This window comes from Paenibacillus sp. 05T425, from assembly GCF_056396205.1.
This window is the reverse complement of sequence record NZ_JBFTLA010000030.1, coordinates 1-23,964: the sequence shown is the minus strand read 5'-3', so window position 1 is coordinate 23,964 and position 23,964 is coordinate 1. Positions and strand designations below refer to the sequence as shown.

29 protein-coding genes and 1 pseudogene are annotated in these 23,964 nt (G+C 44.5%); 19 read left to right on the top strand and 11 right to left on the bottom strand.

Annotated elements, in window-relative coordinates:
* Positions 1–239 precede the first annotated feature (239 nt).
* A pseudogene (locus tag AC1DF0_RS31645) lies at positions 240–1,073 on the top strand (tyrosine-type recombinase/integrase).
* Between the two features lie 316 nt (positions 1,074–1,389).
* Here AC1DF0_RS31645 and AC1DF0_RS31640 read toward each other — a convergent pair.
* Entirely contained in the window at positions 1,390–2,700 is a 1,311-nt protein-coding gene (locus tag AC1DF0_RS31640) for an amidohydrolase family protein (RefSeq protein ID WP_477577491.1), read from the bottom strand.
* A 155-nt stretch (positions 2,701–2,855) separates the two neighbouring features.
* On the opposite strand from AC1DF0_RS31640, the gene AC1DF0_RS31635 reads away from it, so the two are divergent.
* Together AC1DF0_RS31635 and AC1DF0_RS31630 are read left to right on the top strand one after the other, a co-directional pair.
* Positions 2,856–3,284: a MarR family winged helix-turn-helix transcriptional regulator gene (locus tag AC1DF0_RS31635; protein ID WP_442052896.1), complete on the top strand. Its 429-nt coding sequence runs from the start codon at positions 2,856–2,858 to the stop codon at positions 3,282–3,284.
* A 466-nt stretch (positions 3,285–3,750) separates the two neighbouring features.
* Positions 3,751–4,101: a bleomycin resistance protein gene (locus AC1DF0_RS31630; protein WP_442052895.1), complete on the top strand. Its 351-nt coding sequence runs from the start codon at positions 3,751–3,753 to the stop codon at positions 4,099–4,101.
* A gap of 950 nt (positions 4,102–5,051) precedes the next feature.
* Here AC1DF0_RS31630 and AC1DF0_RS31625 read toward each other — a convergent pair.
* Positions 5,052–6,071 carry an alpha/beta fold hydrolase gene (locus AC1DF0_RS31625; protein ID WP_477577488.1) on the bottom strand — a complete coding sequence of 340 codons (1,020 nt, stop codon included), beginning with the start codon at positions 6,069–6,071 and terminating at the stop codon, positions 5,052–5,054.
* A gap of 144 nt (positions 6,072–6,215) precedes the next feature.
* On the opposite strand from AC1DF0_RS31625, the gene AC1DF0_RS31620 reads away from it, so the two are divergent.
* Positions 6,216–7,151 carry a LysR family transcriptional regulator gene (locus AC1DF0_RS31620; RefSeq protein WP_477577486.1) on the top strand — a complete coding sequence of 312 codons (936 nt, stop codon included), beginning with the start codon at positions 6,216–6,218 and terminating at the stop codon, positions 7,149–7,151.
* Between the two features lie 187 nt (positions 7,152–7,338).
* Here the strand turns inward: AC1DF0_RS31620 and AC1DF0_RS31615 are convergent, their stop codons facing one another.
* Entirely contained in the window at positions 7,339–7,848 is a 510-nt protein-coding gene (locus AC1DF0_RS31615; RefSeq protein WP_442052892.1) for a dihydrofolate reductase family protein, read from the bottom strand.
* Positions 7,849–7,868: 20 nt separating this feature from the next.
* Positions 7,869–8,729, bottom strand: a complete 861-nt coding sequence (locus AC1DF0_RS31610; RefSeq protein WP_477577484.1) for an alpha/beta fold hydrolase — start codon at positions 8,727–8,729, stop codon at positions 7,869–7,871.
* 138 nt (positions 8,730–8,867) lie between these two features.
* Here AC1DF0_RS31610 and AC1DF0_RS31605 point away from each other — a divergent pair, with 138 nt between their 5' ends.
* From AC1DF0_RS31605 to AC1DF0_RS31590, 4 genes are all read left to right on the top strand, one after another.
* Entirely contained in the window at positions 8,868–9,194 is a 327-nt protein-coding gene (locus AC1DF0_RS31605; RefSeq protein ID WP_442052890.1) for a winged helix-turn-helix transcriptional regulator, read from the top strand.
* A gap of 473 nt (positions 9,195–9,667) precedes the next feature.
* The gene (locus AC1DF0_RS31600; protein ID WP_477577481.1) at positions 9,668–9,988 is read left to right on the top strand and encodes an ArsR/SmtB family transcription factor; all 321 of its coding nucleotides are present in this window, start codon (positions 9,668–9,670) and stop codon (positions 9,986–9,988) included.
* Between the two features lie 222 nt (positions 9,989–10,210).
* Positions 10,211–11,395 (top strand): alpha/beta fold hydrolase, encoded by a 1,185-nt coding sequence (locus tag AC1DF0_RS31595; RefSeq protein ID WP_477577479.1) that lies wholly within the window; start codon positions 10,211–10,213, stop codon positions 11,393–11,395.
* A gap of 13 nt (positions 11,396–11,408) precedes the next feature.
* Positions 11,409–11,711, top strand: a complete 303-nt coding sequence (locus tag AC1DF0_RS31590) for a hypothetical protein (RefSeq protein WP_477577477.1) — start codon at positions 11,409–11,411, stop codon at positions 11,709–11,711.
* A gap of 280 nt (positions 11,712–11,991) precedes the next feature.
* Here AC1DF0_RS31590 and AC1DF0_RS31585 read toward each other — a convergent pair whose 3' ends face one another.
* On the bottom strand, positions 11,992–12,906 hold the full coding sequence (locus AC1DF0_RS31585) for a ketopantoate reductase family protein (RefSeq protein WP_477577475.1): 915 nt from the start codon (positions 12,904–12,906) through the stop codon (positions 11,992–11,994).
* A 161-nt stretch (positions 12,907–13,067) separates the two neighbouring features.
* On the opposite strand from AC1DF0_RS31585, the gene AC1DF0_RS31580 reads away from it, so the two are divergent.
* The 6 genes from AC1DF0_RS31580 (at position 13,068) to AC1DF0_RS31555 (ending at position 17,048) form a co-directional block, all read left to right on the top strand.
* Complete coding sequence (locus AC1DF0_RS31580; protein ID WP_477577473.1) at positions 13,068–13,658, top strand: TetR/AcrR family transcriptional regulator; 591 nt, start codon at positions 13,068–13,070, stop codon at positions 13,656–13,658.
* Between the two features lie 200 nt (positions 13,659–13,858).
* The gene (locus AC1DF0_RS31575; protein WP_477577471.1) at positions 13,859–14,143 is read left to right on the top strand and encodes a hypothetical protein; all 285 of its coding nucleotides are present in this window, start codon (positions 13,859–13,861) and stop codon (positions 14,141–14,143) included.
* An 88-nt stretch (positions 14,144–14,231) separates the two neighbouring features.
* Entirely contained in the window at positions 14,232–14,495 is a 264-nt protein-coding gene (locus AC1DF0_RS31570) for a hypothetical protein (protein WP_442052885.1), read from the top strand.
* A gap of 934 nt (positions 14,496–15,429) precedes the next feature.
* Entirely contained in the window at positions 15,430–15,609 is a 180-nt protein-coding gene (locus tag AC1DF0_RS31565; RefSeq protein WP_442052884.1) for a hypothetical protein, read from the top strand.
* Entirely contained in the window at positions 15,590–16,546 is a 957-nt protein-coding gene (locus AC1DF0_RS31560) for a sigma-70 family RNA polymerase sigma factor (RefSeq protein ID WP_477577468.1), read from the top strand. The genes AC1DF0_RS31565 and AC1DF0_RS31560 overlap by 20 nt, the downstream gene beginning before the upstream one ends.
* Positions 16,547–16,622: 76 nt before the next feature.
* A complete protein-coding gene (locus AC1DF0_RS31555; protein ID WP_442052882.1) occupies positions 16,623–17,048 on the top strand; it encodes an SRPBCC family protein in 426 nt (141 codons plus the stop codon).
* Between the two features lie 79 nt (positions 17,049–17,127).
* Here the strand turns inward: AC1DF0_RS31555 and AC1DF0_RS31550 are convergent, their stop codons facing one another.
* Positions 17,128–17,544 carry a VOC family protein gene (locus AC1DF0_RS31550; protein ID WP_442052881.1) on the bottom strand — a complete coding sequence of 139 codons (417 nt, stop codon included), beginning with the start codon at positions 17,542–17,544 and terminating at the stop codon, positions 17,128–17,130.
* A 212-nt stretch (positions 17,545–17,756) separates the two neighbouring features.
* Between AC1DF0_RS31550 and AC1DF0_RS31545 the strand changes: the two genes are divergently transcribed.
* Together AC1DF0_RS31545 and AC1DF0_RS31540 are read left to right on the top strand one after the other, a co-directional pair.
* A complete protein-coding gene (locus tag AC1DF0_RS31545) occupies positions 17,757–18,182 on the top strand; it encodes a hypothetical protein (RefSeq protein WP_477577466.1) in 426 nt (141 codons plus the stop codon).
* An 18-nt stretch (positions 18,183–18,200) separates the two neighbouring features.
* Positions 18,201–18,368, top strand: coding sequence for a hypothetical protein (locus tag AC1DF0_RS31540; RefSeq protein WP_477577464.1), 168 nt, complete (start codon positions 18,201–18,203; stop codon positions 18,366–18,368).
* Positions 18,369–18,627: 259 nt separating this feature from the next.
* On the opposite strand, the gene AC1DF0_RS31535 is transcribed toward AC1DF0_RS31540, so the two are convergent.
* The 5 genes from AC1DF0_RS31535 to AC1DF0_RS31515 form a co-directional block, all read right to left on the bottom strand.
* Positions 18,628–19,062, bottom strand: coding sequence for a DoxX family protein (locus tag AC1DF0_RS31535; protein ID WP_442052880.1), 435 nt, complete (start codon positions 19,060–19,062; stop codon positions 18,628–18,630).
* 195 nt (positions 19,063–19,257) lie between these two features.
* Positions 19,258–19,416 carry a hypothetical protein gene (locus AC1DF0_RS31530; RefSeq protein WP_442052879.1) on the bottom strand — a complete coding sequence of 53 codons (159 nt, stop codon included), beginning with the start codon at positions 19,414–19,416 and terminating at the stop codon, positions 19,258–19,260.
* Positions 19,417–19,442: 26 nt separating this feature from the next.
* Complete coding sequence (locus AC1DF0_RS31525; protein WP_442052878.1) at positions 19,443–20,036, bottom strand: TetR/AcrR family transcriptional regulator; 594 nt, start codon at positions 20,034–20,036, stop codon at positions 19,443–19,445.
* 475 nt (positions 20,037–20,511) lie between these two features.
* A complete protein-coding gene (locus tag AC1DF0_RS31520; RefSeq protein WP_442052877.1) occupies positions 20,512–20,952 on the bottom strand; it encodes an SRPBCC family protein in 441 nt (146 codons plus the stop codon).
* A 318-nt stretch (positions 20,953–21,270) separates the two neighbouring features.
* On the bottom strand, positions 21,271–21,429 hold the full coding sequence (locus tag AC1DF0_RS31515; RefSeq protein WP_442052876.1) for a hypothetical protein: 159 nt from the start codon (positions 21,427–21,429) through the stop codon (positions 21,271–21,273).
* Between the two features lie 845 nt (positions 21,430–22,274).
* Here AC1DF0_RS31515 and AC1DF0_RS31510 point away from each other — a divergent pair.
* From AC1DF0_RS31510 to AC1DF0_RS31500, 3 genes are all read left to right on the top strand, one after another.
* On the top strand, positions 22,275–22,577 hold the full coding sequence (locus tag AC1DF0_RS31510; RefSeq protein ID WP_442052874.1) for a Dabb family protein: 303 nt from the start codon (positions 22,275–22,277) through the stop codon (positions 22,575–22,577).
* Between the two features lie 219 nt (positions 22,578–22,796).
* Positions 22,797–23,114 carry a hypothetical protein gene (locus AC1DF0_RS31505; RefSeq protein ID WP_477577461.1) on the top strand — a complete coding sequence of 106 codons (318 nt, stop codon included), beginning with the start codon at positions 22,797–22,799 and terminating at the stop codon, positions 23,112–23,114.
* Between the two features lie 556 nt (positions 23,115–23,670).
* Positions 23,671–23,964: hypothetical protein (locus AC1DF0_RS31500; RefSeq protein ID WP_477577459.1), on the top strand; the 294-nt coding region annotated here is incomplete at its 3' end.

The window sequence follows — 23,964 nt, the reverse complement described above, 5'->3', positions numbered from 1 at the left end:
TTTTGCTTGTCTTGTGCCTTAAACTTCATGATAGAGCGACCTCCTGATGTGGATTAAAAGGGCTTTTGACCCGTTGCATAATCCCATCGTAACGAGGCGCTCGTTTTTGTTCAAACTCCAAATTATTCGTTTTACAGGAATTCTAACGGGAGACGCTAGTTGAACACGCCCCTGCTGATTATTAAAACCTCTCCTAAGAAGCAAACTAGATTTAATAGCTTCTAAAGGGAGGTTTTGTTATGAAATTAAGTGAGCTGTGGAGGGTGTATGAAGCTGACAAGCGCATTCAAGGATTCAGTAATAGAACTTTAAAAGCATACGCCCTTCAGCACAAAATGTTGATGCAAGAGCTTGATAATCTCGATATCACAGAGGTAACGTTAACCATGCTGAAGGAGTACTTGGCAAAACAAGCTGATCGTTTGAAGCCAAGCAGCCTGGGTCATCGAATTCGGTTTGTTCGTTCTCTTTTCCGTTACGCTTATAAAGAGACGTATCTGACTTCAAATCCTTCTTTAAAATTAAGAGAACCGAAATTAGATAAACGCATTCCAAAGGTTTTGATTAAGGAAGACGTCATACACTTAAAGATCTCTTTCAGGGAAAGAGCGCTGCTGGAGTTTCTCTACAGCACCGGCTGCCGGGTTAGAGAGGTGCAGAAGATCAACATCGAGGATCTGAACTGGGAGAACTGCTCAGCAATCGTTAATGGCAAGGGATCGAAGCAAAGAGAAGTTTACTTTACGACAGAGTGCAAAGTATGGTTAAAGAAGTAACTGGCTAGCCGTGAGGACTCCTGCAAAGCCTTATTTGTTACCGATACGCATCCAACAAAACGAATGGCCATACCTACGATTAGATGGGCCTTAAAACGGCTTGCAGATCGGGGAGAAATTGAAGCGAACGTATACCCGCATCGCTTTCGACATACTTATGCGTGCCAGCTCCTTGATAACGGTGCCCACTTAGATTTCATCCAAGGTATGCTCGGACATGAGAAAGCATCGATCACTCAAATTTACGCACAGCTCCGCGGCGAACGTCGGAGAGAGCTTTATCGACGATTCTTTTAAGTTTTCAATGGCGGCGGGCTCCATTTATAATTCCGCCGCCGTTCAACTAACGGGCAGGATAGTTCCAAAATGTAGTAAAATTTAAACAATGACTAGATTGATAATCCAATGGGAATAAAACGGATTAGATTGTATCTGGAGGAACGTTGATCTGGCTGTCGTTCCTGACAGGAGGATTTGGATTAATAGATTAAAGTCGAAGAGGGACTAGTCTGCAGTCCCTCTTCTTGACGATTTTACGATCAGCAACGGCATCATCATCTCCGGTTCGCTCATCATTCGCATTGACGACATTGTACAGGGAGATCGAACCCGATTAAACTAGTTGCTGCGAACCATTGAACCACACGGATGTGATCGACAAGGTATCCGAGATATTGGTTGTCGGATCACCGTTTACGAGAATAAGGTCAGCGCGCGCACCTTCGGTAATACGGCCACGATCGTGAAGACCATAGCAACGGGCCGGTTTGGAAGTAGCCGACTGAAGAGCTTCAATCGGAGTGAACCCGGCCTTCACCAGCAACTGCATTTCGTGGTGGACGCTTGCTCCGTGAGCAAGGCCGCCAAGGTTCGGAACGGGAACCGGCGCAACATCCGTCCCTACCAGAATATCAACTCCGGCACGGTGAAGATCCATCACATTCTTAAAGCTGTTCTCCATATTGCCTTGCGGGAACGTATTGAAGCTTGAGTTCAAAATACCGATCCAATCTGGACTTAATTTGGAATGAACACGCGGATCATTCGCCAATTCCGATGCCGGTTTCCCAACAATCGATGAGTTCAACACCAAGCACGGTGTAACAAAAGCGCCTGAATCCGCTATGGATTTCACCAACTCGGACGTGTACTCGGGTCTGTCGATAAACAAGTGGCCCAAACCGTCGACTCCAAAATCGATGGCTGCTTGCGATGAAAGAGCCGTCAAGACGTGGGCGATGACCAGCTTATCGAACTTGTGGGCTTCTGTCACGGCTGTTTTTAGAATCTCGTCGCTTAGAACAGGCAGGCCGGGTGCACCCATGACAGTTCCTTCTTCAATCATGATCTTAATATAGTCGGCACCATTCTCCACTTGAGTATGCACATGTTTAATCGCTTCTTCCACCGTCGTCACTTGCGGTATTTCGTCGTGATCGTGAGCGTATGCGGCCAACATCGCTTCCCGGTCTTCCTCCGATAACTTCTCTAGCTCCTTTAATACGAATTCTGGTATTTCATCTCCTTCCGGCAGCAATTCATCTGGGTGTCCGCCCGGAGCGGTGATTGCTGTGCCGGCAGAACGGACGTCTGCAACGTCATCCACATTTTTTAACTGGATCTCGCGTCCTCTTTTCGTAAAATCGCCGTTCATTTCGAGTTCTGTCGTAACGCCGAATTTTAAGGCATCTCGTAATCCTCCGATTGAGGTGTGGACATGTGCATCAATCAGACCGGGCATTAAAGTCGCATTTTCCCCATCGATAATCGTTGCATCGGCCGGAAGGTCTCCGCCCACTGCAATAATGGACTCCCCCTTGATGACAACATGTCTTGACGCAATAATTTGTTCTCCATCAAAAATACGTACATTTGTAATCGCCGTAACTTGTTCTAACGCAGCATTATGAGTTATCTTCTCCATTTGAAATTCCTCCAATGTGTTTGTTTATAACAATTCGAAGTATAACTGTTAGGATTCTAACTGTCAATAAACTAAGTTGTTTGACATGCGTGTAGGATCACTGTATAGTTTAGTTGCTTACAATTAGCTTTCTAACAATTTCAGGAGGGACGATCATGCAATCCCGAAAGGATACGCCTTATTTGGATTTGTTTCAGATTATCGGTCTTAAATTAAAGAAAAGAGCGGACGAGAGTATAAAGGAACTAGGGTTAAACGCTCAACAAGGAAAAGTAATCGACTATATTTACGAGAACCAAGATAATCATATTATTCAAAAGGACCTTGCAGATCGGTTTCATGTGCGTGGGGCCAGTATTACAAGCATGCTTCAAGGTCTAGAGCAAAAAGGGTTCATTGAGCGCAAAATCCCGGCCAATAATGAACGGCAAAAAAATATATATGTATTGCCAAAAGCGATTGAGTTGATTGAAGGCTTTAATGACTCATTCCAAAAGGTAGAGGATGAAATCGTTCAAGCCCTTACTGACGAGGAGAAGCAAATMTTAAAGAAATTGTTGATCAAAATCAATGAGCGCATATAAAGAAGAGGATTCCCCATGAGACTATGGAGACATTTACAAATTAAAATACGCTTGTCCCAGTTGGGGAGCATTTAAAACAGCAAGAAATGAACAATCCATATGGTGCATCAAATAAAATTCCTTAGATAACAAGATCTAAACTAAAAGATCAGGAGTGTACAAATAAGCTTTAAGCTAACGGCGAACGTTAGTTCAATTACTAAACGGCAGCCAATCGGCTGCCGTTTGTCAGTTAATTCCTATTTTACGCATGCTACGCGACAAGCGAGGCGATGACTGACCGTAAGGCATATGAAGGCAGGGACCCTAGCGTTACCATTCGTTATTAACTAAACTGACGAATCGACTTTAAGTTAACGGGCTGAAATGGAGCGATGAGCATAGAGGAAATGGCGAAGAATCATCGAATAACTTCATTGTTATATAGTTGAAATAAGAACCATTCGGTGGAAGGCAGGTAAATTATATGGAGTATATTCAATGTCAAATCCCAATTTTACCAGTACGTAATATGGAGGAATCAATTGTATTTTATCGGGACTTGCTTGGGTTTGAAGTGGCTTGGATTTGGAGTGACAATGGATATGCAGCAATACAGTGCGGTGAGGTTGAGCTTCATCTAGATGTACAACAATCGTTCACAACATACAGAGTTCACTCCTATTTCTTTGTACAAAACGTTGACGAAATTTATGCTTTGTATCGTAGCAAAGCGGTGGACATTGTACATGAAATTGAACAAAAACCGTGGGGAGTAAGAGAATTTACCTTCCGTGATATAAATGGGCATATGTTTAGAGTAGCGCAAAAGTTATGATATATCCAATATTTTCCTCAAATTAATAAGTTAATGATTATCCAAACGGGCGAGATAGCGAGTGGAGCAAGGCATCTTCAAGGGGTATGTGATTAATTCATCCAAGGAAAATAAGAATTGGTTGAGTAATTAAGAGAGGATGGACATGATGGAAAATGCACCGGAATGGGCCCAATCGCTCTTTCTTGCCGAAAAGAACGGACATACTTGAAATCGCCAAACGCCTCCGTCAACAAAAACAAGTATAGTTCGAATAATCCGATCGTCCACAAATTGTGGCTGGCAAAATAGAAAGAAAGGGATACTAACCCGAGGTGGAAACGGAGAGGTTGTTTCACCGTTTCTCCAGTATAATATACAAGAGTATCTTTTGTCAGAGGACAAGAACATATATGCATTAGAAGCCGCGTAAATCGCGGTTTTTTTGCTTTAAGGATATAAGTTCTTGTCCAAACTCGAGGACAAGAACTTATATCCTTAACCGATTTGCTGAACCGTGCTGTTGCTCGGTGGGGACGAGCAAGGGCAGCGGGGAATTCGAAAATTAGTCGGAGTTATGTGTGTCGAGTTGAGAGAAGGAGGAGGCTGTCAGACGACAACAACATCTATACAAAGCCGTATTAGGACAAGAACTTCTTTACAGCCCCGTGAATCCCGAAAATGCGCGATATATTAAGCTAACGGGCAGGATAGATGAATTATGTGAATATACTTCAGGTATGCGAACGATAAAAAAATAAGTTTAACTTTTAAGATTAAAGACGTGCTACAGTCTTCAGAGTTCACTGAATTCGTTAAAGGAAGTACGATCGCAGAAAAGAGAGGTCGAACCAGTAAGTTCTGGTGACCTCAAATCCGATCGGTTAGGTTATGAATTCATGAGAGATATAACCGGGCTAAAGAACAGGGAATCTTGCTAGGCCTGACAGACATCCAATGCAAGTGACGATCTATTCTTTAGTGCTAAGAGACAACAAGCGTTTTAGATTGTCATCAATAAATTGATTATCGGCACAGTTGATTCCACGACCGGCAAAATGGCCCCAGATCGATTGGATTGGTTTCAAGACAGCATTAGGTATACGCTTAGCTTCGTATTCATTATCGTCCGCTGTGCAGAAGAGATCCGTGCTTCCCGGCATGATACAGGCAAGAGCTTTTATGCTCTGAAGTGCTTTATCAAAGTCTCCGTTATAGGAGGGGTTTGCACTGATATCTGCATGTTGGCCTGTCCATAACATTGCCAGAACATTATGAGGATCCATATTTATAAAGCTATCTTCCCAGACACCAGCTACAAAATCCTCCAATGTGTCAAATCCCATCTCACGGTAAAGCTCTTCTCTATAAAACGCATGTGATAGTCCCCATCCCGCATACACCCGACCAACGGCACGCATGTCTGTAGAACTTAGTTGGTTTAATTTACTTGAGTCGAAGCCGACTGCAGATAGCAGTGAGGCTTTTACACCTTCCAGCACTACATATGTGTGAGGCCAAGGTTTGGCGATGCCTCCGAAAGGTGCGATTCGTTCGACCATCTCCGGGTAACTTGCCCCCCATTGAAATGCCTGAATGCCGCCCATCGACCACCCGACGACGAGAGCAATCTTTTGAATACCGAATTTTTCGGTCAGCATTTGGTGCTGGAATCGAACGTTATCATAGATGGTTACCTGTGGAAAGTTAGCCCGATCAAATGGAGGAGGCGTGTTACTGGGAGAGGAAGATAGCCCATTGCCCAGCAAATTGGGAACGATAATAAAATATTTCTCTGGATCGAGTGCCATCCCGCTGCCAATGAGCCATTCATTCTGAACATGCTGATCCCCAAAAGCCGTTGGATAGACAATAACATTATCCTTCTGTTCATTTAATTTCCCGTATGTTTTATAAGCAAGAAAAGCATTTGGTAACGTCGCTCCTGATTGTAAGAGTACATCACCCAAATTAAAAATTTCATAGTCCATCGTATAGTCGCTCCCTTCAAAATGAAAAACCACATGTTCACTGTGATCTCTTGTGCTCAGTATAGAGCTGTGATACTCTCAATAAAAGTGAATAGAATTCAAGATAGCATTCAATAAAATTGAAAGATGAAGGGGGAGCATCGGATGGAATTGCGTCAACTGAATACGTTTTGTACGGTTGCAACAACATTGAATTTCACGCGGGCAGCAGAAGTGCTGAGCTACGTTCCTTCCAACGTCACGATGCAAATTAAAGCATTGGAAGATGAGCTAGGTGTTCGCCTCTTTGATCGGTTGGGCAAGCAACTCGCGCTCACAACCGCGGGTAAACGCTTTTTAACACACGCCCAAGGCGTTCTTGAAAAAATGGACGAAGCTCGTAGTGCTGTCCATGATAATGAAAAACTAAGTGGTACCTTAACGATAAGTGCGAATGAGGTTATTTGCTCCTACCGGCTTCCACCTGTCTTCCAACGGTTTCGTTCGCAGCATCCGGGAGTTCGACTAATCTTCCGATCAGTTCCGAATCAAGAGCTCAAGCAAACGCTCTTTGAGGGAACCACGGATATTGTTTATATGTTGGATGAACCCATTCGCTCGAGTGGACTTTCCGTGGAACCTCTGCTGGAAGAACATTTCCGATTGTTAGCTGCTCCAGATCACCCACTCGCCAAACGAACTGAGCTTCAGTTGGAAGATTTTCACGGAGAAGTATTCCTGACGAATGAAAAGGGTTGTCCTTATCGAACTATGTTTGATCGATCATTTGAGAAAGAGGGAATTGATAGCATTACATATTTAGAGTTTCAAAGTGCTGAAGCCATTAAACAATGTGCAATTTCAGGAATCGGTATTGCCTTTCTTCCTGAGATCGTCGCGGAATCGGAAGTTGAACGCGGAGAACTTGTAGTCCTCCCATGGCAAATTCCGGACTTGCAGGTATATACACAGATGTTGTGGCATAAAGACAAGTGGCTTTCACCAATCATGTTATCTTTCATAGAAGCAACCAGCGCAGTTTTTGGTTCAAAGAATGAGAAACTAGTTTTTCCGACCAAGGGCAAGAACTTAACTCCATAGCTGAAAAGGTTAAGAACATGGACCAATGTCGACTAGAATATTAATCTGTTTCGTTAAGCTAACGTGAAACGATAGCATAATAAAGAACCGATACCATCCGTCCGTTTAAATCAAAATATTCGATACATCCAATATAACAGAAAGAGCAGCCGTCTCTTTTATGAGAAAGCTGATCTTTCTTCAATTGCTATCTTTCAATCGCATAACGGAGTTGGACTACGTCTCCGCCAATTGTCTTGCAATCCATTAACCGCACTTGCTTGAAGCGGTAGTTGTCTTGGTCGATTAATAGGTTCAAGCCCTTGCCTTCCATGACTGGAGCTACATTGAATATGACTTCGTCAACCAAATCTTCGCTTAGGAACGAATTGTGAATATCCGCGCCGCCGCTGATGAGAGCAGTTGTATGCCCCTTTTGCTGAAGGTACGCCAAGGCTTCCTGCGGCGATCTTACGACTGTTACGCCTTCGATATCCCATGTATTCTTCGAAACGACGACGATGTCAATGTCCGCGAAAGGACCGGGTCCGCCGTTTCCACGCATAGCTTCGAATGTCCGGCGTCCTACAATGAAATTCCCAGTCATTTTGACATGTGTCGCAAAGTCGTTCAACGCTTCCTTCTTCGGCGGGTTCTCAGGTCCTGATTGCGCATAATTTCCATTTGAAGTTAGAGTTGCCCATAGAATAGTTTTCATAAGAATATTCCTCCTTGGTTTTATAATCCTCGAATTGCTGCTGCTACCCGGTCCGGACGATCCTCTTGAAGATAATGCGAGGCGTCATCCAGAATCTCTGTTTCGTTCAGTGGCAAATAGGATTGCCATTTGTTCATCTGCCCGAGCGGAAAGCCGGCGCTGTCCTTCGTTCCCCACAGAATGCGCGCAGGCAAATCTGACAGATTAGACAGCTTCGATTCCGTATCGCTGAGCCATGCCCGCGCCTTGCGAATCTGCCGGGGAAACATCCATGTCGGAATTCTGGACTTTGGGGTCTGGAACGGATCGGTATACGCTTTCCGTAATTGGTCCGTCACTTTGTCGGTATGAAAGATTCCGCTTGGCACAATCACCTTGGCGAAGAAGTTGCGCCTAGTCTGTAGCCAATAGCCGAATGGCCATCCTCCCATAACGAGCGAGAATAATCTCATGGGCAAAATCCTGGCAGGCCAGGCCCAAGTATTCATCACGACTATGCCTCGCAAGTTGCTTCGATGCCGCACCGCATAGTGGAGGCCAATCGGACCGCCCCAATCCTGCACCACTACTATTAAATCCTTCAGATCTAATTGGCGAATGAGCTCATATATGGCTTCCGAATGCTCCTGAGGCGTAAATCCATAACCGGCAGGGGCTTTCGACATGCCGAATCCCGGGTAATCCGGGGCGACTAGACGGAACTCTCCTCTAAGCTCTTTGATCACATTTCGATAGAGATACGACCACGTCGGATTTCCGTGCAGGAGAAGAACGGTCGGTCCTTGCCCTTCGTCAATGTAGTGGATGTGTCCGTCTCGGTAGGATAGCCAGTGATCTTTGAATGGGTACTCAACAGGGTCTACTTCAAACGGTCGATTCATGGTTATTCCTCCTTTCAGTGAGGCTTCCATCTTTTTTCATTTCCTGACTCACATCATAATGGAACTATGGTACATTTGAATAGTAGTTACATTAATGTGCAATAGTTTCAAAAAATGAACTATGGAGTGATACTGACGATGAAGATGGATGAGACTTGCCCGGGTAAGGTTGAGCCGATATTAGAAATACTCGATAGCAAATGGATGCTGCTTGTTTTGTTTGAGTTGTTTAACGGGACGAAGCGCTTTGGGGAGCTTCGCCGCAAGCTGCAGTCAATTAGTCCGAAGACGTTGACCGACCGCCTTCGACTACTGGAAGAGAAGGGGATTGTTACACGTACGATCTACCCAGGCGTGCCGCTGCATGTTGAATATGATCTTACCGAGAGCGGCAAGGCGCTTCAGCCCATATTCTCCGCCATGTGGACATGGACGCAGGAGCATGGTGCATATCTGCAGAATTAGCCTGATTTCGCCGAAGCGATGTTCAAAGTGTTCATAATCATGCAAGACGACAGCGGCCAGCGAATTACATTCGGCTGCGTTTTTGTTGACGAACGGGGCAGGAGAGGAGCTTTGTTACGCGAAAAATATTGAATAAAGGTATAAAACTTTATCTGTCGGAGGACAAGAACATATAATCATAAGGAGCCGTGTATATCGCGGCTTTTTTGATATAAGGATATAAGTTCTTGTCCAATGTGCGGGACAAGAACTTATACGGTTAACCGCAAGCGAAAACCGACTTGAAATGATCCTATGAGCGGAAATGGACGTCCAGTCTGCTACCCCTTGGTGGACACATCCATCCAATGATCTTGATGATTAGCTTTCCTGAGCCTTGTGTAATTGTCTTGAAAGTGAAATTTCAATCAATTTAATATATATTTACATGTATATACACTTTGGTATATATTTAGTTCATGAAATCAGCAACCATGCAGTTAACGTTACTTACTCTYGCCGAACCCAATCGATTCAACATCGTGGAGTTGCTAAGGAATGGGCCCAAATCGGTAGGAGAAATCGTCCAAGCGCTAGGCATCAGCCAGCCGCAAGTATCCCGTCATTTGCGCATCTTGAGCGAGGCAGGGATGGTACGCTCGCGCAGCAAAGCACAGCTGCGAATATACAGCCTCGAAGCCGGACCGTTCCAGGAGCTGGATGAATGGTTTGATTCCTTCAGCATTCTATGGGAAGAGCGTCTCGACAACTTCGAGGAGTATATGCTGGACTACAAGAAGAAGGAGGACTTATGACTGGTATCAACAGTTTATCGCGAGTTACATGCTGAATGATCACAACACTGGAACAAGAGGCTGGATTCCCTTGAAAACCAATTAAAAAGGATGACTGCAGATGAAAAGACAAACAACCATTCGTAAAAATCGCGAGCGCAGAGAACTCACTGTGGAGCGTAATGTTGCGATGCCTGTGCAGTTGACATGGGAAGGCTGGACAGAGCCTAGACATATTACAAAATGGTGGGGCCAAAGGGCTGGACGACAACCGTGTATGAAATGGACGTGCGGCCTGGCGGTGTGTGGCGGTATAGTCTCCAAGCGGATGACAATAGCGGCGAGGCGGCTTATTGCAGAGCCACATATGAGGTAGTAGAGGCACCGGGCAAACTGGTGTACATAGACACTTTTGCCGACAACGATTGGAATATCGTTTCGGATAGCGAAATGTACACGACCGTGTTATTCGAGGAGAAGAGCGGAGGAACGCGGATTAGCATCGTGACGCGATTTGCTACCAACGAACAATTGGACAACGCGGACGCGATGGGCATGATTGAAGGATTTACCGATGCCTATGATCGACTGGAAGAATACTTAGAAACCTTAATGGGAGGTAAGAATACGATGGAAACCGTTATTTCAAAAGATGGGACACAGATTGCTTATACGAAACAAGGGAGCGGTCCTGCCCTCATCTTAATTTCATCGGCGGCGGCCGATCATCAGGATGCTTCACCGTTAGCCGAGCAATTGTCGGCCAACTTCACCGTATACAATTACGATCGTCGCGGGCGGGGACAAAGTACGGATACCGCGCCTTACGCAGCCGCTCGGGAAGTGGAAGACATTGAGGCATTAATTGCAGCTGCCGGAGGACAAGCTTGCTTGTTCGGAAGCTCGTCCGGAGCCGCATTGGCGCTTGAAACCGCGAACTTGTTAGGAAATTCGGTCGCGAAGCTCTTCTTGTTTGAACCGCCGTTCATTATTAACGACAGCCGTAAGCCTGTGACTGATGACTACGTCGAGCATTTGAATGCGCTAATCAAAGCCGAAAAACGATCAGAAGCAGTCGAATATTTCGCATCCGAGGCTCTGGGCATTCCCGGAGAATACATCGGCTATATGAAAGCCGATCCTTCTTGGAACAAGATGGAGTCCCTGGCGCATACGCTAGCTTACGATGGCATGATTATGGGAACGACGCAATCCGGGAACCCGTTGCCAGCTGGCAGATGGAACGTTACCGTTCCTACTTTGATTATGACAGGTGAAAACAGCGAACCGCTTTTCCATGACGCTGCACGCGCGCTTGTCGAGCTTCTACCAAAGGCTGCTGCTCATTCGCTCGCCGGTCAAGATCATTCCGCGGTTATCATGGCTCCTGATGTCGTAGCAAAAGCCGTAGTGAATTCCGAACGATAAGGAGAATGAGAGGATGTCGAATCTTCAGACGCTTGACCGACTAGTCGGTACTTGGCAAATTAGCGGCGGAGCAGAAGGAACGGTAACCTACGAGTGGATGGAAAGTGGGCACTTTTTGATACAACGCGTTCATCTTTCCCAGAATGGACAAGAAGTGAAAGGGATCGAGTTGATTGGGCATTTAAAACCCTTCGGCGAAAGCAAGAGTCCGGATATTCGGTCCCGTTATTACGATACGTTAGGCAATACCTTCGATTATGTATATGAGCAGGAGGGATGGCATTGGCTAAGCAGTTGGTCATGGCAAAACCTTTAACGGTGACGGGCTCCAGGTTCGCGCTTGCGTCGCTCTTATTACAATAATACATTTCTTAATTAGATTTACCGATAGGCTCTATAAGAGGACAACAAATAATAGTGGAGAAAGTGATTAGTGGTAAACATCATTGAGAAGTGCGATAGCAATAGTCGCCTAGTCATTAAGCTATCGGAGAACATTAGTTTACAACAATAAAGCGGCAGCAGATCATCAGAGATCCGCTTCCGTTTTTATTGATGAAAAACAATATAATAAAGTGGGTTTAGCTCAATGTAAATTAAGATGAGGGGCATATGGTGATGTCATTTTCGAACTTTTTTTGAAACACCTCATCCAATAACATAATTTCGGCTTTTTGGCTGACGGCATGATCCCCAAGTTTTACATCAATTAAAAAGTCATTGCTTAGCATCTGTCGGTACCATGTAATGATGTCGCTGTCAGGCAAATCTCCCAGTGTCTTCGTTTCGGGTGGGATTACTGGAATTCCGGCTTGTTCTACCAGACGAATGTTTTGTTTAATATCTACGGCTATCTTCCTCAGCACGCTTTCACTTCTTGCTGTCTCTATACCCACCATACCGTCTTTTGTATAGAAATGCTTGTTTACAATAGCCAACGCAGCATGCGAAACATGGAATGCTTGAATGTCATTCTGTATTTCATAATGCAAATCTACCAATTCGAATATTTTGGCAAGCTCCTTTACTCTTTCGGTTCTCAGTCCATTAACTTCACCGAAAATGGTTCCTTGATGTTTCTCGGAACCGAATTGTGCGTGCAGAATACCCTCTTTGATGTCTCCACCTGCACCTGGGAATCCTGGGAGTAACCGCTCTCCCACGATTTCAAGCCAGCTGTCGTATTCGATGGTGTTAGTCAAGGTGACAATGGTTTCGCTCTTATTATTTTTAATTGTAGACAGGGCAGATTCGGCCTGATCATATCGTACAGGAACGAAAATGAAATCATAAATGTCGTCGTTATCGAGCTTTTCGATCGTGTTTATCGATATTTTCTTTATGGTTCCATTATGGTTGTATACTAGTCCGTTCCTTTTCAGCGTATCCAGTCTCTTTCCTCGTGCCAGTATAGTGACGTCCAGCCCGTACTGTGCAAATCGGAGCGCGTATACACTACCAATCACACCCGCGCCAATTATTAAAAGTCTATTTTGTTTTTTGGTGTTCATTGATGATCCTTCCTTTCAGGTTAATTATCACAGATTGCTTAAGCAACAACTGTTAGATAAGATATTAGTATCGCATTCGTATGAATTCAACCGGCAGATTATGTGGAAAGTTGCATAGGCAACACATTCTGATAATTGATGTTTAATCTGGGGGCAGGGATATGGTAAATCAGCAAGATCCAAGGGTTTTGCGCACACGGCAGTTAATAAGGGAAGCATTCAGAGAATTGCTACGGAGTAAAGGATTTGATTCAATAACCATAAACGATATCGCACAGAGGGCTACTATTAACCGAGCTACCTTCTATGCCCATTACGTAGATAAGTATGCTTTGCTGGAAGAGATCACAGAACAGACTTTTCGCGAGATGATTCCAAACGAAGTGATGGATGCACTTGAACTTACAGATGAAATATGTGATCAACTGATCTTGCTCACACACCTCTACATCATAGATTTTTATCAGATATGCAGAATGGATTCCAAATCGATGGCTACGATTGTAGATGAAAAAATAAAAAAAATGTTGCAGCAGACAATCGTAAGTATTTTATTGAAAGGGGGTAACTTCTATAGAGCAGACCATTACCATACAGAGATCATTTCGGCCATGACAGGCTCAGCAATTTATGGCGCAACACTTCATTGGTTAACAGTTGGGAAAATTGATCGGACCGATTTGCTTTTAAACATTGTTCGTCCCTATGTTATGAACGGTCTTAAGCTGTATCCCAACGACTCATCGCAATAAAAAATGGCAGTGGAATAGATAATCCGCTGCCATTTTTATAGAACTTTTGTTTAGTTATCTAGAATCGAATAAGGTTAGTCTAGTTGATTACCTTGAATAAAATTTATTCAGCTAACTGGAGACTGACAAACAAAGAGAAGCTTGCTATATCAGCTGAACCCTATCTTTGTTGCCTAAATATGTCTGGAGGTTATGTATTTATGGCAATATCTTGGCCATTTGAAGATTCCGAGAATGTAGCTGTTATTATCACCCATAAAATTATGAATAGACAAAGCCCTATACTATATGTGTTCCATGACGACGATGATGGAATGTGGCAGTTTCTCGATGGTGGAGATATGAGTGAATCAGACGCATGCATACTGGGGTTGAAAGAAGTAATAGACATTGACCCGAGTTTAGTCCAACTTGCTGATCTGCCAATTGGCTGGGTTGCATGGAGGGAAACTAAATTCAAACAATGGATTAGAGAAAAAAGATAGGCACTTGTCATTCAACTAACGGGGAACTTAATGAGAAAGCGGCAGATGGACGGCTGCCGTTTTCATTGAGTAAAGGGGGAGTTTAAACATGGACAAGGAGAAACAGGATCTAGAGAAACCGAAAACGGTGTATGAAACAAGTGAGGTCATAACGAAGAAAGTATACAAGGTCAGCCCTGAGCAGAAAGAGGAACTCGATCGTCTGTCAACTGAGAGGCTCGAAAAGTTAAGCGAGGGGGCAATACCGAAGATCCGCGAACGGTATGAACAATTGATCAAGCTCCGGCAGCAACAGCCGAATGCTGATGACGGCGGTAAGCCTCCGGGGGATTCCGCTAACGGAGAACGATAGCTGAATACAACACCGTGGCAGCCGGCTAAATATGATCGGCTGCCTTTTTGTTCAGCTAACGGGAAGGACATAATAACAGCTATTCCGTGGAGTTTAAGTTTGAGGACAGAAATTGCAGCGGTTGACCATGCAAGATGGTTATGATTAGACATGCGTACAGTCAAGTAGCTATTCACCTACGTAGTATAAGGTACACTTTCATGTAAAATCATGAATATCTTCCGCTAGGAGTGATGTTATGGCTCATATGCGAAATAAAGGACCCATGAGACAACCGCCGCAGTCTCCTCCTCCCGCATTCATCCCGCCGAAACCCGCTGTTTCTTATATCGTCGACTGCTTTTACCAGTACACCTATGTTTGGCTTAGGTCTGGCGAGAACTTCTGGTTTTATCCGACATATGTCGATATGGACGGTGTGGCAGGATATAGATGGAGCGGATCATACTGGTACTTCTATGGTATAGATCCGCGATTCATCGATGCCGTATCGTGTCCTCCGATTCCTACCCTTTTCTGAGCACTAAAAACCAGAGTGCCGGTGGTTCTGTTCACTCACCGCACTCTGTTAGTGATACTTAGGAAAACCTTGAATAAAAAATATAATCCAGTTATTTCGGCTTACCCGATGCTTCCTGCAAAACGCGATTATGCGGGAGAGGGGAGGGGACAATCGGGAGGCACTCAATACGCCGGCGGGGTAGGCAGAGTTTCCAAGAGTTGAGCTAGAAACCTTCAGAAGTGGCTCGTATCATTTCTGGAAACAATCTCGTACCTCGTTGAGCTAACTGGAAACGATAATTCAACAACATAAAGTGAGCAGTCCGCCGTGGCCTTGCTCACTTTTTTCATTAAACTAAAGGGCAGGATAGTTCCAATATGTGTTAAAATAAGTGGATTAGTGAATTGTTTAAATGAAAGGCAGGGGAATAATATGGGGGCCGATATTCATGTGTATATCGAGCAAAAAGTCACTACCAAAGTTAATCAATTGAAGAAAGAATGGATTAGCATAGATGAATGGGAATATGACCCTGCTGCCGATGTAAAAATGGTTCCATGCAAAAAAAGATACTGGACAAAAGGAGGCCGCGATGAACGAGACCGCATTTGACGAACCATTATTTGCAAGCTTGAAGCCGGGCTTAACCTCGTTCTGTTACCGAATGCTAGGCTCCATGGACGATGCGGATGATGCCGTTCAGGAGACGAGTATTCGGGTCTGGCAGAGCTGGAGCACGTTCAGACAGGATTCCTCGTTCAAAACTTGGGTCTATCGGATTGCCTCCAACCTGTGCTTGGACAAGCTGAGACAATCCAAACGCCGCGCGCTTCCCGTTGACCTGTTCGACCCGGCCGCCGCCATCGTCGAGCCGCGCGACACGCTGCCGGACTCTGCCTGGATCTGGCCGTCTCCCGACTTTGGGGGCAATCCGGAGGATCGGCTCGTCCGCAGAGATACCCTTCAACTTTGCTTCATCGCTCTCCTGCAGACCTTGCCTCCGCGGCAGCGCGCGGTACTCATTTTGAAGGATGTATTTGAATGGTCCTCCAAGCAGATCGCGGAAACGTTGGCGATGTCGCCGGCAGCGGTGAACAGCGCCTTGCAAAGAGCCCGAGAGACGATGGACCGGGCGCAGCTTCGCTCGGATGAGCTCAGCAGCATGGTCGATCTACCGGAGCAGCAGCTGCTGTCCCGGTATGTGGAGGCCTTCGAGCAATTCGATATTGCTGCGCTCGTCGCGTTGTTCCACGAGGAAGGCTGCATGTCGATGCCGCCCTTCGAGATGTGGATCCGCGGCAAGGAAGATTTGTCCGCCTTCTACTCGCTTACTCGCTGGCATTGCGAAGGTTCGCGATTTGTGCCGATTACGGTGAATGGCGGTTATCCAGCGTTGGCCCAGTATATGCCGGGCAAAGAGGGCTCTGGCTTGGTACCCTGGGGCATCCACGTCATCGAAACCAAAGAAAATCAAATCCTACACGTTCAAAACTTTATTCATACGCCATTATTTTCGCGATTTGGGCTGCCTGAGCGTATTGACCAATGAATTTCGTCATTGACTTACGTCTATAACATTGAGAATAAACAAACAACGAATATCATGAGAGAGGTGTCTATTTAAAATGGAAACGAGTCAACCGACGAAAGTAACCGTGCAGGCCGTCATTCAAGCCCCTATCGAGAAGGTATGGCGCTATTGGACCGAGCCGGATCACATCACGAAGTGGAATCAAGCGTCCGAGGACTGGCATGCGCCGAGAGCCGAAAACGATCCGCGGATCGGCGGCAAGTTTCTGACACGGATGGAAGCGAAGGATGGCAGCATGGGCTTTGATTTTGGCGGCGTCTACGATGTCGTGAATCGGCATGAGGCGATCGGCTACACCATGGAAGACGGAAGAAGAGTGGATATTGCTTTCGTCGATCAAGGGAATGAGACGAAGGTCATTGAAACGTTCGACGCGGAAAGCTCCAATCCCGTCGAGTTCCAGCAAGCAGGCTGGCAAGCAATCATGGACAATTTCAAAGCCTATAGCGAACAAAACTAATCATCGCGAAGAAGACGCCGGGGAAGAAGCCCGGCGTCTTTCTTTTTGAAACCTAGTACGAGCGTGCTCTCCGTTAGCCTTAACCTTGTGCCGCATCCATGTTCATGTAGTTAATGGCCCACAGATGGCCGTCCAAGTCTACGAAGCCCCAATGATACATGAACCCATGATCTTCAGGTTCAGCGTGCAATTTCCCACCCAAGGAGACCGCGGTATTCACGATTTGATCGACTTTTTCCCGGCTCTCGAAGGCCAATGCGATCGTCATCTGCGCATACTTGCTCGTATCGACGAATTCCTTCTCCGTGAGCGTATTAAAGAATGCTTGATTGATCAGCATGACCTGCAGGTTGTCGCCGATCACGATGGCTACCGAAATCTCGTTCTCGGGGAATTGCGGGTTGAGCTCGAATCCGAGTCCGGTGAAGAACGCTTTCGATTGTTCTACGTTTTTTACAGGCAGGTTGAAGCTCGTGAATGCGGACGTTAATGCCATTTTCAAAACACCTCTTCGTCAAATTAGTTTGTATTCATTTATGCCTTCGTTTATATAGACGACAGCCGATCCGGGAATTCATCGGTCTTATGGATCTCATTCAGATCGCGACAACCCGGTTAATTACTCAGCCTGCCGGCGAGATCCTGCAGGCTTTTTCAGCTAACGGGAAACGATACCCTTAGTATAGAGTACATGGCAAACTGCAGTTTATGATTCAAAAGACAAAGGGTGGTGAATACGATAAAAAGACGATATTAGTATTAGTTCTAATTTTAATTGCTATTATACTTATTGAGGGTATGAGAGTCATTTTTAATCCATTAACTCGATCAGAAGAAACCATAAGAGAAAAGATGTTGACTCAAATTCCAATGGGGACCCCTTTGGACGAAGCTATTCATTTTGCAAATAATAAGAAAGGATGGTCTGATATCAAAATAAGTTATACATATGGTTATCCAGGTTACTATAGTTGGGAAACTGTAGGTGAAAAACACATTTCGGTTCATGCTGGAGATTATCGTAGTAAATTGAATCTATATTTTTTTGTAGCAGATGTAAGAATTTATTTTGGTTTTAACGAAAACTCTGAATTAATTGATATTCGAGTCAATAAAATGATAGATTCTCTTTAAATAAGAAGAGAATAATATGTGATCAACATGTCAGAGGAAGCCTTAACAACAATTGGTTTTCCACTAAGAAGGCAAGTCAAAATCTCTGCCGATGGCGATACTTATCGAGGCTTTCAGCTTGATACGATGACGGGTATTGAAATGGTAACAGCAGCTGGATTGAAATTTTATAAAAGAGAAGTATAAAATCGAACAAAGATGGGATCGATGAAGACATAACTGGGGTTCAACTAACGGGAGGCGATAGTTCAACAACTTAATGTGAGCAGTCCGCCGTGGCGCTGCTCACTTTTTTCATTGAACAAAATGGCAGGATAGTTTAGTAACGATGAGCCATACTTACTTTGACGTGTTCGGTTATAAAGGAAAGGCTTCGTGAGTTCAAGTTGCCTTTGTAAATCAATTGTATCGTTAATTAACGGATCTACATGAACAAGCCACACACTTAACCCGCTAAGAGGACCGCTGCGATAAACACGAGCTGCAGCAATGTACGGACAAGCAGTTTAGGTGTAGGTCTTCCACCGATAGTTAATCCTTCCCGGGCTGCCCTTACATTGGCTGGAAACATGGTCACGAGTAGAACCGCCAAACAGATGGAAGCCGCGTGGGAGGTAGCGGGGAACAGAATGCCGAAGGCACCCGCAATTTCCAGCCACCCGGTGGCCGTCACAATCCAATTCGGCTTTGGAAAAGCAACCGGGATCATCCGAATGAGATCAGGCCGTCTTTTTCCCCAGTGGGCAGAAGCAGTAAGCAGCAGCATGACGGCCACTGCTCCCTGAAGCGGAGAATGCCAATTGTCGAAATAAGACCAGCCGAACAGCCCAAGAACCCAGAACAGCAGAAACGAAACAACAAGCGCAAATAAAGGTGCCATTTTATCCCTCCGTTTAGAAGCTTTTCGTTATCATGAGAAATAATATGATGATCGGCAGCGATGTCGCGGGAATTCCGAAGATGACCCAATAGCGGGAAGCTTGATGTTATTCATTGGAGATGTTCCCACTTTCTATGCATTGAACGCTTTGGAGGATCATTCCGCGCTGCAGTGGAATGAGAATGCCTAACCAGATCACGACGGGATAATCGGCAAGCATGACGTTTTTACCGTGCTGTGAATGACGGCCGGGTTTTTCGACAAATCCGCACGAACTTTCCAAAATGCTGCAATAATGATATTTCCTACGAATACCACGACTCCAACTAGATGCAACGTTAACCACAAGTTCATGATACATTCTTCCTTTCTATCTCTATTTATCGGGATTTTAAAATATTGACCATAAACGACGAATAATCTTGGGTATTGAAAGAAACCGAAGCTAAAGGAATAGAGGATCGGACGCGCAATCCGAGTGTTAGCAGGACGAACATTTCGGCTGTTTTATCCGTATCAATCGATTCCGAAATAACCCCGTGCAGTTGGCCGGTCAATATCCATTGCTTGGATAAATGAACAGACCGCTCATAATACTGATTGAGAGTTTCCGCGACGATAGGTTGATCTTCCTTTCCAAGTAAATATATCAGCACCTTGTTCGTTACGTCCTGAGCATCTTCCAACACGGAAAGACTGTCAATGATCTTTTGCATGGGTCCATCGAGCGTCTTTTCACCTTGTTCCACTGCGTTCATAAAATGATCGTTTGTCTCTTCGAGCCGCTCCTGGAGCACCCAGGCAAAGATCTCATCCTTGCTCTTCACGTAATGGAAGATAGCGCCTTTTGACAATCCCGATTTTTCCATGATGTCCTTCATAGTGACAGAGTGACACCCTTTTTCCCGTATCAGCTCTTTGATCGAATCAAGCAGCAGCCTAGTTGTTTGCTGCCTACGTTCCTCATGTTTCAAAGTATTCCCTCCGTGTTCTTTTAACGATTGATTAGTGTTATTATTCTTATTATAAAAACCGACCATCGGTTTGTAAATAGGGATTATCAGATCTCAACTCATCATTTAACTGAAGCAGGTTATTGAAGGATTTCCCCGCCTCGAAGGCCTGCCGCATGGCAGCCCTTCGCAATGCAACCGAGAGATGATAGTTCAGAACAGCAAAGCGTCAGCTGATTAAGGATCAGTTGATGCTTCTATTGAAGTAAAGGGCAGAAAAGTTTAAGAGCGCACGCGGTGAACCTTACCACAAGTAACGGCAAGGTTTATAATAGAGAGCTTGAAAGCTTGCTTAGAGTGCGTAGCTGGGGCATTAAAATGTAAACTGAATCCGAAATAAAGCCCAACAAAAACCAATGCGAAAGTGTGCAATGGTTTTTGTTGGGCTTTATATTTGTTTTCGAGATTAACACTAACTATTCAGAGTTTCCTCTCGTCAATTGGTGGATTCCACTAGTCGCTTAAGTATTAATAGCACTGATTGTTCGTCGTCCTCAGTCACGTCATTTTCCTCATCACTGCTATCGGAGCCCGGCCGATTGTCGATCTGTTGAATCGTCAGCAAGGTGCCATCCCTTTCCTTACTCAAGAAATAGCTCATCGTGAAGTAATTTTCGGGTTTGTCCTCCAAGCCGGGACGTGGAGCGAAGAGGGAGTATCGGAGACACTGAAAAGGTGTAAACTCTAGCACCGTGCCCCACTGTTCATAAACATTGCCATCCCATTCCATTCGAAAACGAATACCGCTGCCGATTTGCCAATCGGTTATAAGGTCGCTGCCGTACTGCCACTGTTTGACCCATTCAGGATTAGTTATCGTATCCCAAACCCGCTCAGCAAGTGCATTTATTATAATTCGGGATGTACTCGTGGGCATTCATTTTCCTCCTCAAACATTTTTCCTCTCTAAACATTCGACAATGAATTGTTAATTCCTGCCATAATTATCTTAAAAATTGCCGATATAGACAGCTCGATGAACCGTATCATAAGTAATGGCAAGTTGTTTCGGAAAATCCCGCAGCAGGCTTGGAACGGGAACTTTACCGTACATAGGTTTGGGATGGGCTGCAAATGGCGCAAAAGTCGACAAAAACGGGCTATTGCGAGTATTGTAATCATGGAACGATGCGGTACCTAGAGGAGGACTTTTGCTTACGAAAAGCAAATGCCCMATCCGCCGTTTTGGCGGAAATTAATCGAGCTTTACCGTCCAACCGAGCGTATCCTCCAGCTGACCCTTCTGAATACCGGTTACCGTGTCATAGATCTTGCCGGTTAACTCGCCGATTTCGCCACCGCTGAGTGTGATGAGTTCGCCCTGCCAGCTCAAGTATCCGATCGACCAAATCACTGCCGCCGTACAACAAAACTAGTAAACTAAGATCAAGAAAGATAATAAAGATAAGCTGATAGGACAGGATTTTCGACATTGAAAATGCATATGTTAGCCGCACTCCATCTGTAGCGTATTAATACAAGATGCGAGTCTGACCGCGTAACAATCCATTTAACTGCATCATCTAACTTGTTATTTACCAACTGCATTTAACGAGAGTGGATCACATCTTTCCGATTTCAAGAGAACTATTCCCGATAGGTGACAAGAACTTTGTAACTTTCCCGACAATATGTACGATGCCCAATACAGCCCTTAAGAGCATGTCACTGGAAACAGATTATTGAGTATGGTATCTCGATGTCGGTGATCAGCAGGGAAGTTTTATTGAACTAACGGGCAGGATAGTTCCAATATATGGTATCATTGATTGATACGGAATGCTACTTGTTCCGCTAGTGTTAATTTAGAGTTGTGAGAGTGAGAGCGTGAAGAGAGAAATTATCGAAGAGGATTTGAATAGAATACCAACAGAAATGCTTGGGATCATAAGTGAATGGTGTTCTTTAGCTAGTATTACTAATTCATTAAATAATTTAGACATATTAGATTTGCTTGAGTTAAATAAGCTGCATCGAGAATTTATATAGAAACAGAGTATATTGGCCGATTTGGTAAAGAAGAGCTTAAATGGACTGTCCAATATCATAACGGCGATGTATATACGGCATGGACTAGAGAAGAGTTATTCGATGCTCTTTGGGATTTGACATTACATATATTAAAAAATAAAATGCATTTCGTTAACGGAGAACGATACTTTAACACTATAATCAAATGATAATAGGGGGTAAAAATCTATGTACGAACATCTCGTCGTTTTCAAGTTTAATACTAATGTCACACCTGCCAAGCAACAGGAACTGCTGGGTCAATTGCTCGGGTTTCAGGATCGTATCCCCGGAATTCTCGATATAAGCGCAGGCATAAATGTAACTGAAGAAAAGGAAAATGTACACGGCTACACGCTCGGATTACGGGTTACATTCGATAGCCTTGTTTCACTTCGTTCATATGGACCTCATCCTGTCCATCAGGAATTTGTAAAATCACTAGATGGTCTGCTGGAAAATGTTGTAGTAGTTGATTACCCAAAGGTCTAGTTCACGTTCACATACACAGTCAAAAAATCGTTACGCTAACTGGGAACATTAGTTGAACGAATCACGGGAGCAGACTGTCGCAGCAGCAGCTCTTTTTTTATTAAGCTAAAGGGCAGTTAGCGTGAATACGGGGGATGGTGTGTATTCATCCGACGCTGGTGATGTTCGTTAGTTGAGACTCTACAAATGACAGGTTAATCCAATAGGGAGGCGAAGGGCATGGAACCGAACTTGGAGAAAAAACTGCAAGACATCTGTACCGACCTTATTCTTTCATTAAGGGGAAATCAAGCAGAGAATGGGAACGCGGTAATCGATCGCAATCTCATCGAGCTCCTCTATTCTACCTTGGATGCCTACAAGGAATCTATCCAACAAGAGACGAGTGTCTCGAGAGAAGTGATCTTCTCCCTCTTTTACACCAGCAGCCGGTTCTACATTCAGAGTAAATATTCGAATAATGCTGCTGATCTTTTGAAGGAGTTTGAACGTTTAAATGGGAGATTGCTTAGGATTTTTTTTACAATTGGAGATTAACAATTACCATCGATTCATCGAACTAAACGAGGGAATKGGAGATTATAGTTCAATGGATAATGAGGCGGTCAGTCGCCGTTTTCGAAGTAAATGCAATTTAAATGAGGTGACAAATGTTGAAGTTCATAAAGCATGAACCTGAGTTTCCGCMAATCGAATTTTTTATAACTCGTTTCTTTGTTGGCGATAATTGTTTGTTTGAACAAGAAACAAAAGTTTMATTGCCTACCTTAATAACCGGTGATGATATTGACATTTTCAATGAAAGCTATGTAATTGAAAGCAGGCAATTTGGTTTTAATGAGGATGCTTTTGTTACAGTTTATTATATAAAGAAACGTTGATTAGGGGATTTAAGCATTACGCTATCGGGGAACGCTAGCTTCACGACATGACGGCAGCCACCTTTACAATTGGCTGCCGTTGTTCGTTGAAGTAACGGGCAGTATAACGCAACTTCCACGCCTTTATAAACGTTTAACAAATAACTTGATTATTTAATGAGAGACCCTTATTCAAACAATCAACTCTAGATGCTGGAAGGGGATGAAGTTTGTTGAAGAAGAAGGTTGTTTGGCTTCTCGGATTAGGACTCTTACTAACTGCTTTAACTGCTGGTATTTGGCTGTACTTACCGCGTGAAGTGGATATAAGACTAGAAGGGGTAAAATACCGTTTAGGCACAGAGAATGCCTTAGAGKCCGAATCTGCCACCGTACAAATCGAAGGAACCTTTCGTCGAGCGCTGAACGGACAGCGACTGTTTAGAGGAACGGTAGAACTTGAAGGCGAACCGTTGCCTGTACCGAAGGAACAACTGTCGAATCGCACGTTCATCGCTCGAAAGGGA